The 13,549-nt window shown below is 61.0% G+C and carries 12 protein-coding genes; 4 read left to right on the forward strand and 8 right to left on the reverse strand.

Annotated features, from left to right (window positions below):
• Positions 1–203: 203 nt before the first annotated feature.
• Positions 204–1,718, reverse strand: a complete 1,515-nt coding sequence (locus tag PseAD21_RS23480; protein WP_102358158.1) for an AhpA/YtjB family protein — start codon at positions 1,716–1,718, stop codon at positions 204–206.
• A 134-nt stretch (positions 1,719–1,852) separates the two neighbouring features.
• On the opposite strand from PseAD21_RS23480, the gene serB reads away from it, so the two are divergent.
• The gene (serB, locus tag PseAD21_RS23485; protein WP_102358159.1) at positions 1,853–3,067 is read left to right on the forward strand and encodes a phosphoserine phosphatase SerB; all 1,215 of its coding nucleotides are present in this window, start codon (positions 1,853–1,855) and stop codon (positions 3,065–3,067) included.
• A gap of 129 nt (positions 3,068–3,196) precedes the next feature.
• On the opposite strand, the gene PseAD21_RS23490 is transcribed toward serB, so the two are convergent.
• From PseAD21_RS23490 to PseAD21_RS23505, 4 genes are all read right to left on the reverse strand, one after another.
• On the reverse strand, positions 3,197–4,951 hold the full coding sequence (locus PseAD21_RS23490) for a molecular chaperone (protein WP_102358161.1): 1,755 nt from the start codon (positions 4,949–4,951) through the stop codon (positions 3,197–3,199).
• A 68-nt stretch (positions 4,952–5,019) separates the two neighbouring features.
• On the reverse strand, positions 5,020–5,880 hold the full coding sequence (gene asd / locus PseAD21_RS23495; RefSeq protein WP_102358162.1) for an archaetidylserine decarboxylase: 861 nt from the start codon (positions 5,878–5,880) through the stop codon (positions 5,020–5,022).
• A complete protein-coding gene (rhdA, locus tag PseAD21_RS23500) occupies positions 5,880–6,713 on the reverse strand; it encodes a thiosulfate sulfurtransferase (protein WP_102358163.1) in 834 nt (277 codons plus the stop codon). Before rhdA ends, asd begins: the two co-directional genes overlap by 1 nt.
• A 42-nt stretch (positions 6,714–6,755) precedes the next feature.
• The gene (locus PseAD21_RS23505) at positions 6,756–8,294 is read right to left on the reverse strand and encodes an HDOD domain-containing protein (RefSeq protein ID WP_102358165.1); all 1,539 of its coding nucleotides are present in this window, start codon (positions 8,292–8,294) and stop codon (positions 6,756–6,758) included.
• 165 nt (positions 8,295–8,459) lie between these two features.
• On the opposite strand from PseAD21_RS23505, the gene motA reads away from it, so the two are divergent.
• The 3 genes from motA to PseAD21_RS23520 all read left to right on the forward strand — a co-directional run bounded on the left by motA (position 8,460) and on the right by PseAD21_RS23520 (position 11,600).
• Positions 8,460–9,311, forward strand: a complete 852-nt coding sequence (gene motA / locus PseAD21_RS23510; protein ID WP_007952169.1) for a flagellar motor stator protein MotA — start codon at positions 8,460–8,462, stop codon at positions 9,309–9,311.
• Positions 9,312–9,314: 3 nt separating this feature from the next.
• The gene (gene motB / locus PseAD21_RS23515) at positions 9,315–10,376 is read left to right on the forward strand and encodes a flagellar motor protein MotB (RefSeq protein WP_102358166.1); all 1,062 of its coding nucleotides are present in this window, start codon (positions 9,315–9,317) and stop codon (positions 10,374–10,376) included.
• A 90-nt stretch (positions 10,377–10,466) separates the two neighbouring features.
• Positions 10,467–11,600, forward strand: a complete 1,134-nt coding sequence (locus PseAD21_RS23520) for a sterol desaturase family protein (RefSeq protein WP_102358168.1) — start codon at positions 10,467–10,469, stop codon at positions 11,598–11,600.
• Between the two features lie 54 nt (positions 11,601–11,654).
• Here PseAD21_RS23520 and PseAD21_RS23525 read toward each other — a convergent pair whose 3' ends face one another.
• The 3 genes from PseAD21_RS23525 to PseAD21_RS23535 are packed head-to-tail and all read right to left on the reverse strand — an operon-like array spanning position 11,655 to position 13,515.
• Positions 11,655–12,146 (reverse strand): toll/interleukin-1 receptor domain-containing protein, encoded by a 492-nt coding sequence (locus tag PseAD21_RS23525; RefSeq protein WP_102358169.1) that lies wholly within the window; start codon positions 12,144–12,146, stop codon positions 11,655–11,657.
• Positions 12,146–13,105 carry a caspase family protein gene (locus PseAD21_RS23530; protein ID WP_102358171.1) on the reverse strand — a complete coding sequence of 320 codons (960 nt, stop codon included), beginning with the start codon at positions 13,103–13,105 and terminating at the stop codon, positions 12,146–12,148. Before PseAD21_RS23530 ends, PseAD21_RS23525 begins: the two co-directional genes overlap by 1 nt.
• 2 nt (positions 13,106–13,107) lie before the next feature.
• Positions 13,108–13,515, reverse strand: coding sequence for a TIR domain-containing protein (locus PseAD21_RS23535; RefSeq protein WP_102358172.1), 408 nt, complete (start codon positions 13,513–13,515; stop codon positions 13,108–13,110).
• Between the last annotated feature and the right edge of the window lie 34 nt (positions 13,516–13,549).

Here is a 13,549-nt window from a genome sequence, read left to right on the forward strand (position 1 = left end):
AAGTGATGAGCGTCGTACAACCGATGCAGCAGTTGAAGATCCGCATTGTGTGGGCTGGCCTCTTCGCGAGCAGGCTCGCTCCCACAGGGAATGTGGGCGCTGAAGTGTGGGAGCGGGCTTGCTCGCGAAGGGGCCGGTACAGGCAACAAAAAAGCCCGCAGACAATCACTCGTCTGCGGGCTTCTGTGTTTCAGGTCTAAGGCTTACGCCCGGCGCTCATGCATCCGCGCCAGTTGCCGTTCGAGCATCGATGGATACGGCTCCATCAAGCGCTCCACACAGCAAGCCCCTTCAGGGCTGGCGATCGGGCGGATCCGTGCACGCTGGCGAATCAGCGAGTCGTCACCGATCTTGCGCTCGACCAGCAGCAGGTTGCGGCTGTGCTGCGACAGGGCCAGGGCATCCTGAGCCGAATCGGTCAGCAGCAGGTCGATCTGGCTCAGACCGAACAGCTCATCGCCCAGGGTCAGGCCCAGCTGCAATTGCAGGGTGATGCCGCTGTCGGCGACTTCGATCTGCAACTGATGACCCAGCGCCCGCAGCAACTCGCCGCAGCAGATCGCGTTGGTCAGGTAGTCGTCGCCACTGTCTTCGGTGTGGAACAGCATCAGCGTGCTGCCGTCGTTCAGGGTTTCGATTTCGCCCTGATACAGCGAGGCTGCCTGATCGAGGCAATCGCGATAACGTTCCAGCAACTCTTCCAGACGCGCACGCGGCAGGCGACGCAGTTGCTCCTGCGAGCCCAGTTGCACGGCAAGCACCGCACTGTGTTGCGGCACGCTCGGCGTGGCCTTGCGTACGACCGGTTGTGGCGCTTCATCCAGCGATTCGTCGCGCAGGTCGGCAAACGCGTCGTCGTCTTCATCGTCTTCGACAGTGCTGACCACGTGGCGCGGCGCCGGCTTTTGCGCGGCCAGCGGGCGGGTTTCGTCAAAGCTCGGGTCACGCAGATTGCGCACTTCGAACTCCGGCTCATCCTCTTCTTCGAACTCGGGTTCCGGCTCAGGCTCAGGCTTTGGCGCAGGCTCCGGAGCGAAGTTGGCGTGCAGCTGGCGCGCCAGATCGCCGATCTCGTCCTGACGGTCGGTGCCCGGGGTGTATTCGTCGATATTGCGCAGCCATACGCGCAATTGCAGGAGCGGCGTGGACAGGTAGCGGCCCATGCGCAGGCTCAAGGCCAGTGACAGCGCCAGCAGGATTGCGCTGAGAATGCCCATGCTCTGCAGGCTGATGGTCATCGGCTGCTGGAACTGATCCATGTCCAGGCTGATGCGCAATTGCCCGGCCGTCACGTCCTGGAAGGTGATCTTGCTCTCGTACATGCCCTCGGCTTCGCCCAGCAGGCTGTGCTTGGGGCGCTGACCGGATTCGGCGAGGATGCGGTTGTCCACGCTATAGATAGCCGCGTGGGCCACCAGTTTGTTTTTGGTCAGGTTGTTGAGCAGCACGTTGAGACTGAGGATGTCGTTGGACACCAACAGTTCAGTGGCGGAGGTGGCGGTCTGCGTGGTCAGGCTTTCGCCCAGCGCATCGGCCTGCTCGTGCATGGCCTGCTTGAACTGCAAGCCCATCACCCCGGCATAGATCACCAGGGCCAGAGCGACCAGGATCACGTTATGGCTGGCAATGCGCAATGCAATCGGTACACGGCGATGACGCAGTGCACGGAAGATCAGCAGGAAGAAGTTATCGGTTTTAACTGGCGTGGGCCGGTTCACTGAGCTCGGCTCTTTTGTCCGTGAAGTTGACGCGCAGTATAGCGACAGGCCCTAGACCGGCAAAGCGCTCGCGGTGCCCGATGGTCACTGAAAGTGGGTAGAATGCGGTTTTTTTCCAGTTGCGGGGGTGCGCGTTGCGCGAAATCGTCCTGATTAACATCACGGGAGTCGACCGTCCGGGTCTGACTGCGGCCATTACCGGCGTTCTGGCCCAGGGTGGTGTGAACATCCTGGACATCGGTCAGGCGGTGATCCACGACACCCTGTCGTTCGGCATCCTGGTCGAGATTCCCGATTCCGAGCAAGGCAAAGCCGTGCTCAAGGACATCCTGTTCAAGGGCTACGAGCTCGATCAGCAGGTGCGCTTCACCCCGGTGTCCGAAGAGGATTACCAGCAATGGGTGGGCAATCAGGGCAAGAAACGCCACATCGTCACCCTGTTGACCCGCAAAGTGACCGCCGGCCAATTGCAGGCGGTCAGCTCGATCACCGCCAAATATGGCTTGAACATCGACCATATCGACCGTCTGTCGGGGCGCATGCCGCTGGACACGCCAGAGGACAAGGGCAAGGGCTGCATCGAGTTCTCCGTGCGTGGCGAAGCGGCTGATCCGCAGGCCCTGCGCGCTGAATTCCTCAGCGTCGCCCAAGAGCTGAACGTCGATATCGCCTTTCAGGAAGATTCGCTGTTCCGCCGCAACCGGCGTCTGGCGGTGTTTGACATGGACTCGACGCTGATCGAAGCCGAAGTCATCGATGAGCTGGCCAAAGCGGCCGGTGTGGGCGAGCAAGTTTCGGCCATCACCGAGCGGGCGATGGCCGGCGAACTGGATTTCCGTGCCAGTTTCAAGGAGCGTCTGGCGTTGCTCAAGGGCCTGGACGTCAGCGTGCTGGACTCGATCGGCGCGTCGCTGCGGTTGACCGAAGGCGCCGAAACCCTGTTCGCCGAACTCAAGCGACTGGGTTACAAGACGGCGATCCTGTCCGGCGGCTTTACTTACTTCGCCAAGCAGTTGCAGGCCAGGCTCGGCATCGACTACGTGTTCGCCAACGAACTGGAAGTGGTCGACGGCAAGTGCACCGGCGTGGCGATCGAGCCGATTGTCGACGCCCAGCGCAAGGCTGATCTGCTGACGGAACTGGCGCACAAGGAAGGCCTGCGTCTGGAGCAGACCATTGCGGTTGGCGACGGCGCGAATGACCTGCCGATGCTGGCGATCGCCGGGCTGGGTGTGGCCTTCCGCGCCAAGCCGCTGGTCAAACAGTCGGCCAAGCAAGCGATTTCCACCCTGGGGCTGGATGGTGTGTTGTATCTGTTGGGCTTTCGCGACCGCGACGGGCAGCTTTAAGAATTCTGCTGTCTGAACTGGCCTCATCGCCAGCAGGCTAGCTCCCACATTGGATCTTTGGACATTGGAGATCCCCTGTAGGAGTGAGCCTGCTCGCGATGGCCACACCGCCAATCCAATGCCGTGCGCTTATAACGACTTCCACAGCGAATCGAAATCCTCCTCGCTCCCGCCATTGTGCGCGGCCTCCAGCGAGCGATAGGCAAACTGATTGAAACTGTGCGTACTCGCCACCCGTCGATCCAGTCCGGCGCGGTGTTCTTCGCCGTGGGTGTTGATCAACACTTTATGGCCTTCCTGAAACGGCAGACGCGGTGCGAGCAAGGTTGCGGGCAAGTCGATGGCGCTGATCTCGGGCAGTAACAGGCCACGCAAATAGTGGCTGTGATCGTCCCGCGAACGCACCAGTTGCAAACCGCAGGGTTCGGCGTACGGCGCCACCAGCTCGATGCCCATTTGTGCTCCTGCACCGCGTACCTGACGAATCCATCGGACCACCGCAATGCTCCAGCCCTGATTCGAACTGTCCTGAATCCCGACCATCTCCCCGGCCTGCAACTCGGCGGGCACCTCGCTCGGCCAGCCCAGGCAATAACCACCGGGACTGTGGTTGATCACCGGCAACGTATAGGTCGGGTAGTGCGGTGTGTGGTCGGTTGTGCTTTCGTCTTCACCGATATGGTCGTACTGGATTTCTTCGTAGGGCAGAAACTCATCCGCGTTGCTTTGCGGGGCGGCGTCGAAAGCCTGGCTCCAGCTGTCCTTTTCGCCCTTGGCCACGGCGCTGCTGAAGTTGGCGGCACGGGCACCGGGGTGCTTGAGCAGTTCGCTGAAGGTGCGCTCGCCGCCCAGATAAAAGTGCAGGGCGCTCATGCCCACGCACACGGTCAGGTTGCCTTGGCCTGGGGTACGCTGAAAACTGCGCTCGGCGGTCTGGCCCCAACTGGCGTGCACATGTTGCAGGGTGTCGAGGCTCAGTCCTGCCGGGACGGGCAGGGGCGTCGAGGTCTCCTGATGCAGTAAATGCGCTTCGATGACATTCACCAGGGCTTGCGGATTGAAGCCGAGCAGGGCGCCCTGCTGTTCTTTGCGAAACATGCTGCGGTAGCGCGGGCCGGTGTCCAGTTCGGCGCTGATGGCGAACAGGCCGTCGTCCGTGCCGCCAAAATGCAGCTTGAGCTGGGCGCTCCACGGTTCCAGCACTTCAGCCAGCCGTGCGATCTGGTTCTGGCGCAGTTGGTTGCAGCGAGCGCTGCCCAGCAGCAGGGCGGCAATGTAGGTCTGTTCCAGGCTCAGTTCGGTGGTCAGGCTCGCCAGATCGTCATGCACGCGGCGCTGTTGCAGCTGCAATCCGCAGGCGCAGCGGTACAACTGATGCAGCTCGAACCACAGCTGTTCCGGTGCCGGGCTATACAGCTGCGCGGCTCGCTGCAGTTGCCCCTTGAGTGCATGCGCGGCTCGTTGCAGGGCCTGACTGACCAGCGTCGCCCGATCCTTGTTGTACTTGGGCGCAATGCGCAGAACGATCTGCTTGTAACCGATGGCCAGCTGACTTTGCAGTGCCTGACACAGGTTACTGATCTTGCGCGAACGATCGTCGAGCATGATCGCCTGATGCAGGAAGTGCCGTTCCAGATGCTGGCAGACGAAATACACCTCGGGACGCAGCAGCTCCAAGAGTTGCAGGCGATTATCGCTGGGGGTGAGCAGTAGGTTGAGTTCGCCCAGGCCTTGATACAACTGGCGGGCGGTTTCGCCGATGTTGGCCTTGGGCAGGCCGGCGATCCAGCGTTTGAGGTCGCGCGGGGTGGCTTCGCAGAACGACAGGCGCGACTGCGTTGGAGTCGGGGTGCTTAGCAGCGGTGGGGAAATGGTCTGGCTCATGCCAAAAACCATAGCAGCAATTACAGCAATCGGTGGGAGCGGCCGAAGCCGCTCTCATCGAAAACGAATCAGGCTGTTGGCAGCGCCAGGCCTTGACCCATCTGCACTGGCGAACCGGCGACCAGTTCTTCAGCCCATTTCACCTGATCCGGCCCGAACAGCACGATCGCGGTCGAACCCAGCTTGAAGCGGCCAAGTTCAGCGCCTTTTTCCAGATGGATCGGCGCACGAGCGGCTTCGTCGTAGCGGAAGGTTTTCAGTTCACGCTTCGGTGGAGTGACCAGACCGGCCCACACGGTTTCGATCGACGCGACGATCATCGCGCCGACCAGTACCACGGCCATCGGTCCGCGCTCGGTGTCGAAGATGCACGCCACACGCTCGTTGCGGGCGAACAGCTCCGGAACGTTTTCGGCGGTGGTCTGGTTGACCGAGAAGATTCGGCCCGGGATGTAGACCATCTCGCGCAGGGTGCCGGCCAGCGGCATGTGCACGCGGTGGTAATCCTTCGGCGACAGGTAGATGGTGGCGAAGTCGCCGCCCATGAACGGCGCAGCGTTGGCTGTGTCACCGCCGAGCAGTTCCAGCACGCTGAAGCTGTGGCCCTTGGCCTGGAACACGCGACCGTGTTCGATCGGACCGAGCTGGCTGACCGCGCCGTCGGCCGGGCTGAGGATCGCGCCCGGGGTTTCGTCCAGTGGGCGCGCGCCGTCTTTCAGGGCTCGGGTGAAGAAGGCGTTGAAGTGCTCGTAGGCGGTCAGGTCTTCGACCAGCGCTTGCGACATGTCCACCTGATAACGCTTGGCGAACCACTGGGTGAAGGCATTTTTGAACCAGCGCACACGGCACTCGGCAACGCAGCCGGCCAGGCGCGACAGCAGGTGATGAGGCAGCAGGTACTGGCTGAGGATAAACAGACGCTCTTTCATTAGTTGTCCTTAGAACCTTGAATCTCGACAGGCGTATCGGGGTGGTTGCCCCATTCGCCCCAGGAACCGGCGTAGCCCTTGACCCGCGGATAACCGAGGGACTTGGCCACCAGATAAGTGAAGCCCGACCGGTGATGGGTCTGGCAGTGGGTAATGATTTCTTTGTCCTTGGTGATCCCCAGGTCTTCGAGGATCTGCGGCATGTCGGTGCGAATCCGCAGCTGGCGTGCCTTGTCCATGCCGGCGGTCCACTCGAAGTTCACCGCGCCCGGAATGTGCCCAGCCTTGGCGGCCAGTACTTTCTCGCCGGAATACTCCAGCGGCCCACGGGCGTCCCAGATCGCCAGATCGGCAGCACCGAGGCGGCTTTGCAGGTATTCGCGCGTTGCCGTCGGCTCGTCGAGCAGTGTCAACGATACCGGGCCGCCGACTGCCGGTGGCACCTGGATCGACATTGGCATGCCTGCCTCCAGCCACGCCGGCAGACCACCGTCGACGTAGTGGTACTTGTCGTGGCCGATCACGTCGAGCAGCCAGATGAAACGCCCGGCCCAGCCGCCACCTTCGTCGTCATACACCACGTAGACCGCGTCCTGACGATGGCCCAGTTCACCGAACAAGGCTTCCAGATCGGCCTTGGCCGGCAGCAGCCCCGGCGCCGGCGGCTGGCCGAGCTGGGTGCGTTTCGGGTCGACAAAGCGTGCGCCGGGGAGATGGCCTTCTGTATAGCGGGCAGCGCTGGTCAGATCCACCAGAATCAGCTCTTCAGACTCAAGCCGAGGCAGCAGGTCGCTCGGCTCGATGACGAGCGGCAAGCCAGAGAAGTCAGACATGTGAGGTCTCCAGAGCACAAAGGGGGGGATTGTAGCGCAGCCTCATCGGCCACGGCTGCTAAAGCTGTGCAGGGCTTTTTCGATGCACTGTGCGGTTTTGCCGAAAGCCTGCACGGTGATGTCGGCGAACGGCCCGCCGCCCTGGTCGGCGACGACGATCATGATCACCCGGCCGTTATTGACCAGCGAGCGCAGGAACAGGTGTTCGCCGTGAAACAGCGAGCGCAGGCCTTGCGGCAGCAGCGCGGAGAATTGTGCGTTGTTCTCGGGGTTGATCCGCACCTGCGCCTGCTGCGCGAGCAACCGTTGCAAGACTTTGCTCTGGCTGACGACAAAATTCAGCGCGGCGGCTTCTTTAGGCAGGCCGAAGGTCTGGTGCACGCGCAGATTGGACTGCGTGCGATCGGCCATCAGAATCATCACCCGGCGCATGCCGCTGGCGACCAGGGCATCGCGGGCGGCGACGGTCAGGCTCATGGCATTGGTGAAGCGGCTCGGCTCGGCCAGCAATTCGGCGCATTGCCGGCGCCATTGAGTCAGATCCTCGGCACTCGGCGCGGCTGCGGGCAGCATCCCGGCCGGCAAACGATGGGTGCCCCACGGCCATAATAATGAAACGGCCGGGTGCCACAGATCGGGCATGGCATGCTGGCGCGCACTGTTGGCGGCTTGCTGGTGCAACTGCTGCTGCACCTCATCCATCGGAATCTGCAGATAAAGGCTGGTCAGGTATTGCCAGCGTTCGCTGTGCGGACTGTCCCAGGCCTGTTGCGCGGACAGCGCCAGACCGTTGGCCAACAGCACGGTGTTGGCCGGCTGGTTGAGCCAGCGGCGCAGGGTCGGATCGTCATCGAGGCGATTTTGCTGGCGCAGCGGATGTTCGCTGTCGCGGGCGATGCGCAGCACTTTGACCAGTTCACGCTGTTCGCTGAGCAGCAACTTATAGCCTTGCTGCACCCAGATCGGCAGGTGCCAGACTTGCACCAGCGCCTCGGCGACCTTCAGCAGGCGTACGCCAAACAGTTGCTGCTCGACCACCGGGGCCGATTCGCCCTTGTGGATCACCCGCAGTTCCCACTCTTCGAGCAACTCTGGGTACGTCAGCGCCAGCGGCCATAAAGGCGAGAGAAACAACAGGCTGCCCCAATGAATGTCCTGCCACAGTCGCGCCAGGCGACTGGCGAAAAAACCGTTGGCCTGTTGCGTGGCGTGCTGGCTGATCAGCTGCAGTTGGCGCAGGGCCTTGGGAATCTGCATCTGCGGTTCGACGGGCAGGCGTGCGAGCAATTCTTCGGTACGCGCCAGGCCTAGACGATTGATCGCCACCTCGAGATTTTCCGCCGGCGCGGCCATGGTGCCGAGGGTGTGACGATTGGCCTCACGGATGATACTCAAGGCCAGTGCCGGGCTGTCCTGCATCAGGTCGGCGATGTCGCGCAGCGAGCTGCGGTTGTCGCGGATCGCGCGGCACACCTTGTCGTGAGCCTCCTGCGGCACGGGCAGGCGCACGCCATCGAGCAACTTTACCCAGCCCTCAAGGGTGGTCGGTTTTGCGTGTAGGACGTTCGTTTCATTAGCCATGTCTGGACGAGATCTTCACTGACTGTAGACGCGCCCGGCATGGGCTAAATTGGCTTTTCGCCTGAACTGGCTATAGTCTGGCGCAGTTTTGCCGATAAGTAGAAGAAGAGATTTTTTAACTTCCGAATATGACCTTGAACCCGACTCAGTAAGTACTTTCTACCTATGGCTAAAATTATCGGCATCATCGTCGTATTCGCGAGCGTGCTCGGCGGATACGTGCTCTCCCACGGCAAAATTGCCGCCTTGATCCAGCCCTTCGAGGTGATGATCATCGGTGGTGCGGCCCTCGGTGCATTCCTCCAGGCCAACCCCGGTTACATGACGATGCACGTGCTCAAGAAATCCCTGAGCATGTTCAGTTCGCGTTTCAGCCACACGTTCTATCTGGAAGTGCTGGGCCTGATCTACGAGATCCTCAACAAGAGTCGCCGCGAAGGCATGATGGCCATCGAGGGCGACATCGAAGACGCCGCCGCGAGCCCGATTTTCGCCAAGTACCCGGCCGTGCTCAAAGACGAGCGCATGACCGCGTTCATCTGCGATTACCTGCGCATCATGTCGTCCGGCAACATGGCGCCGCACGAACTGGAAGGGCTGTTCGACATGGAACTCTACAGCCTCAAGGAAGACCTCGAGCATCCATCCCATGCGGTGAACGGCATCGCCGACGCCATGCCCGGTTTCGGTATCGTCGCGGCGGTACTGGGTATCGTGGTGACCATGGCCTCGCTGGGTGAAGGCGATCAGAAATCCATCGGTCTGCACGTCGGCGCGGCACTGGTCGGTACCTTCTTCGGTATTCTCGCGGCCTATGGCTTCTTCGGTCCGTTGGCGCACTCCCTGGCCCACGATGCCAAGGAAGAACTGAACGTCTACGAAGCCATCAAGGCCTCGCTGGTCGCTTCGGCTTCCGGCATGCCGCCATCGCTGGCCGTGGAGTTCGGGCGCAAGGTTCTGTATCCGGCGCACCGTCCAAGCTTTGCCGAGCTGGAACAAGCGGTTCGCGGTCGCTAAGAAATGGAAAATAATCAGCCGATTATCATCAAGCGCGTCAAGCGCATAGCCGGCGGGCATCACGGCGGGGCGTGGAAGATCGCCTTCGCCGACTTCGCCACGGCGATGATGGCGTTCTTCCTGGTGCTGTGGCTGCTGTCCACCGCCACACCGGAGCAGAAGATCGCCATCGCCGGTTACTTCAAGGATCCGGTCGGCTTTTCCGAAAGCGGCACGCCGTACATCATCGACCTGGGCGGTACGCCGACCCTGGCCCCGGAAAATACCCTCAACCCTGAGGTGAAGTCGCAGCCGCAACCGGACAAGGTCACGGTCGATACCGAACAGGTTGAAGGCATGGCCGAGCAGGTCGAGAAGGAGCGTCTGGAGCTGTTGCTGCAAGAACTGCAGAACAAGGTCGACGAGAACCCGCAGCTGCAGAAGTTCAAGGATCAGATCCTCTTCGAGATCACCCCGAACGGCTTGCGCATCCAGATCATGGACGCCGAGAACCGGCCGATGTTCGACTCGGGTTCTGCACGCTTGAAGCCGTACTTCGAAGACATCCTGCTGGCCATGGCCGACACCATCAAGGCAGTGCCGAACAAGATCAGCATCAGCGGCCACACCGACGCCAAGCCGTACACCGGCACCGGTGATTTCGGTAACTGGGAGCTCTCGGCCAACCGCGCCAACGCCGCGCGGCGTGCGCTGGTGGCGGGCAGCTATCCGGACGGGCAAGTGGCGCGGGTCGTCGGTTATGCCTCGTCGGCGCTGTTCGACAAGGAGAACCCGTTCAACCCGGTCAACCGCCGTATCGACATCGTGGTGCTGACCAAGAAGGCGCAAGCGGCCATCGAAGGCTCGCAAGGCGCCGACCCGGCCAAGCCCGCAATAGAAGGGGAGAACGGCGCCGCGCCGGCGACGTCAGTCGACCCGAACGCGCTGCCGGCGGATCAGCAACCGGTGCCGGCGCATGAGCTGCGCGAACGGCTGAACCTGTTCGACGACGCGGCACCGAAACCGGCCGGGCCGGGGACTGCGCCGCCGCCAGCCACTGCACCGGCTCCCGCGCCCAAGCAGTGATTCACAAAAAGCCACGGTCACCGTGGCTTTTTTGTTTCTGCCTGCGTCGCAATGACCAGTCGCAGTTTTCGCAATCACGGAAGATCAGTTATGGAAAGACTCAAAGCCTATTTTCAGCGGCACGGTAACGCACCCTTCAAGTTCGGTGAGGGGCGAGTCAGTGGCTATATTTCCGCCACCCTCGGGCTATTGAGTCTGTTGGCGGTGTTCTGCTTCCTGTTTCCCGAGTGGCTGACCACAGCCGAACTGCGCAAGGTCTATGACGAGCAGTTCGCGCGCACCACGCTGTTGCTCGGTCTGGTGCTGTCGTTCAGTCTCGGCACCCTGAATATCCTGCTCAACAAACGCAAGCGCTTGGGGATTACTGGTCTGGTTGCATCAGGGCTGGCGGTGTTCCTCGGTGGCACCAATGTCCAGGTCAGTTCGATCGGACAGACGCCTTACTCGCTGGGTCTGGACTGGTTTGTTTTGGCGCTGCTGGTGTCGGCGATCGTGTTTATTCCTCTGGAAAAGCTCTATTCCAAGGATCCCGAGCAAAACATCCTGCGCCCGCACTGGCGCACCGACCTGACCTACTTTTTCGTCAGCCACATGCTGGTGCAGTTCATCCTGATCTTCATCACCGCCTCTTCAAGCTATATCGCCGGTTGGGCGGTGTCGCCTGGCTTGCAGGCAAGTGTGCAAAGCCTGCCGCTCGTTGTGCAGTTTCTGCTGGCGATCCTGGTCGCTGATCTCGGTCAGTATTGGCTGCACCGGCTCTACCATGTGGTGCCATGGCTGTGGCGCATACACGCGGTGCATCACTCCAGCACGCACATGGATTGGCTCGCCGGTTCGCGCGTGCACTTCATTGAAATCCTGCTGACCCGCACTGGCGTGCTGGTGCCGTTGATGCTGCTGGGCTTCGCACCACAAGCGCTGAATGCCTATGTGATTCTGGTTGGTGTTCAGGCGGTACTGGCCCACGCCAACGTGCGGATCAACGGCGGCTGGCTGAACTACCTGATCGTGCTGCCGCGCTACCACCATTGGCACCATGCGCGGCACAAGGATTACATCTACAAGAACTATGCGATCCACACGCCGCTGGTGGACATGCTGTTCGGTACGTTCAAGCTGCCGCCGAAAGAATGGCCGGTACGTTACGGCGTGTTCGGCAAGGAACTGCCGGGCGGGATCGTGCGCCAGCATCTGTATGCGTTTCGCAAGCCTGAGCCGAAGTAGGGCAGGTGGACACAAAGAGCCCCGAATGTTCGGGGCTTTTTGTGTCCGGTGGGGTTAGAAGCCGCGCCGAATCCGGTTCTTCAACCCCTCGTGGAACATCTCGGCATTGATCTTGTTGGCGCTGCGCGTCGATTGATCGCCGCTCACCGAGTCGAGCGTCATTGAGCGCTTGATCGTCCCTTCGCTGCGATAAGCCTCGATGAAGAAATCCACATCGGTCGGTGTACTCAGTTTCGGCCACTTGTCCAGATAGGCCGGCAATTGCGTGGGGCCGGTCTTGAACGAGCAGATCCGCCGATTGCTGATCGTCGCTTCGCCGATTTCGAACGGGACCCACCACGACAACGCGGTTTTCTCTGATACCACCGCCAGCAAGTGCGTGCACTCGGTGATGTTGCGCGTGATGACCCCGGTGATGTCGTCGGTGGTCTGCGATTCCGGGTCGAGCACGTCGAGGTAGGTCTTGATGTTGGCCTGCATCAATTGGGTATTGATGGCCATGGCCTGTGGACGATCCATGTGGCGGTAGCTGATGAATACGGGCATCAGAAATGTCCTTTTATGGCGAGTTCTCGGTAGTAAGCACCTAGGGCGGTGAGGCGGCAGCCGGTGGAATTCAGGGCGGCGTAGTACATGTGCTCGGCATCCACAGGCTCGATCAGGCTGTGGCGATTGCACATTTGCAGTTGCTTGAAGATGTCGCCGTGCTCGGGGTCGAACAGCGCTTCGGTGGGCTCGTAGCTGGGATCGAGTCTGAACACGAAGCTCGGCTCCGGGAACCAGTCCTTGAGTTTGCGCAGGGTCTCTTCGGCAATCAGCGGCGCGACCTCGCGCAGCGGCACAAACTGCGAGACATTGGTCTTGAATACCGGACGCTGCTCCCAAGCCCCCAGCGCATTGTCGACAAACGAGTAAACGCTACCGGGGGTGACCTTGCCGAGTACGTTGGCAGCGCCACCGTGCAGCGCTTGCAGCAACAGATCGGTGAAGATTCCGTGGCCGCGACTTTCCAGGGCGTACTGTTCTTTTTTGCAGGCCGTGAGAATGGTCACGCCTTCGCCGATCACACTGCTGCCGCCACGCAGGTTGCGCATGGCCCCTGCTGCGCCGGCCTGGCAGCAATCGAGAATGATGATTTTGTTCTTGATGTGCGGGGCCTTGTCCGCCCATTCCAGAATGTCGCTGATGCGGATACCGTCTCCCTCAGGTTGATAGTCCTGGGGAATCAGTAGTCCTTCGTCAATGCTGGTGTCGAACTGCCCATGACCGGCGAAGTACAGCAGTGCCACGTCACAGTCGCCTGAGAACAGGCTCTGAATCTGCTGTTTCATGTGGTTGAGCGTGAGTTTTTCTTCGGCTGAAGTCAGCACTTTGCTGCTGAAGTTCGGTCGCCCGTTGGCGTGACGCTCCAGCACCGAAGCCATGGCCATTGCGTCGTTGTTACAGCCGCTCAAGGGCGAGACGTAGTCGTAGTGGTTGATGCCGATAAACAGTCCTTTGCGCATGGTTACACCGCCGTGTGCTGACGGATTGCACCGATGATGCTGTTGGTGTTCCACGCGCATTCGGCATGCGCCGCTTCACGCACCACGGCGGAAATACGCTCGGCGCCGAACGGCTTGATCGCGATGATCACCTTGCCCATGCGCTTGGCGATCTCGATTTCCTTGTTGATCCACTTGCTGTAGGTCGAATACATCCCGGCCATGATCAGCACCGCCGAGCAAGGGCGAATCTTGTTTTCGATGGCTTCTTCGAGCTGCTTGTCGGTCTGCGCGCCCAGGATCGGATTGTGCGGCGGCACGGAAAAATTCTTGAAACTGAAATCCGGTTTGGCGCCGAGCAGGCGTACCAGATTGTCGTGAGCGTGGGCGTAGTTCCACGAATGGCTGATGAACAGGTGATAGGTTTGCATGGGCTTCCTCGGAGGTCGCGAAAGTGCGAAGGAG

This window comes from Pseudomonas sp. AD21 (assembly GCF_002878485.1).
Lineage (GTDB): Bacteria > Pseudomonadota > Gammaproteobacteria > Pseudomonadales > Pseudomonadaceae > Aquipseudomonas.

Bases quoted from the DNA above. Each gene is read 5' to 3' on its own strand.
- PseAD21_RS23535 (WP_102358172.1), bottom strand. From the start codon at position 13,515: ATGCAAACCTATCACCTGTTCATCAGCCATTCGTGGAACTACGCCCAC.
- motA (WP_007952169.1), top strand. From the start codon at position 8,460: ATGGCTAAAATTATCGGCATCATCGTCGTATTCGCGAGCGTGCTCGGC.
- PseAD21_RS23530 (WP_102358171.1), bottom strand. From the start codon at position 13,105: ATGCGCAAAGGACTGTTTATCGGCATCAACCACTACGACTACGTCTCG.
- PseAD21_RS23505 (WP_102358165.1), bottom strand. From the start codon at position 8,294: ATGGCTAATGAAACGAACGTCCTACACGCAAAACCGACCACCCTTGAG.
- PseAD21_RS23525 (WP_102358169.1), bottom strand. From the start codon at position 12,146: ATGCCCGTATTCATCAGCTACCGCCACATGGATCGTCCACAGGCCATG.
- motB (WP_102358166.1), top strand. From the start codon at position 9,315: ATGGAAAATAATCAGCCGATTATCATCAAGCGCGTCAAGCGCATAGCC.
- PseAD21_RS23520 (WP_102358168.1), top strand. From the start codon at position 10,467: ATGGAAAGACTCAAAGCCTATTTTCAGCGGCACGGTAACGCACCCTTC.
- PseAD21_RS23490 (WP_102358161.1), bottom strand. From the start codon at position 4,951: ATGAGCCAGACCATTTCCCCACCGCTGCTAAGCACCCCGACTCCAACG.
- rhdA (WP_102358163.1), bottom strand. From the start codon at position 6,713: ATGTCTGACTTCTCTGGCTTGCCGCTCGTCATCGAGCCGAGCGACCTG.
- asd (WP_102358162.1), bottom strand. From the start codon at position 5,880: ATGAAAGAGCGTCTGTTTATCCTCAGCCAGTACCTGCTGCCTCATCAC.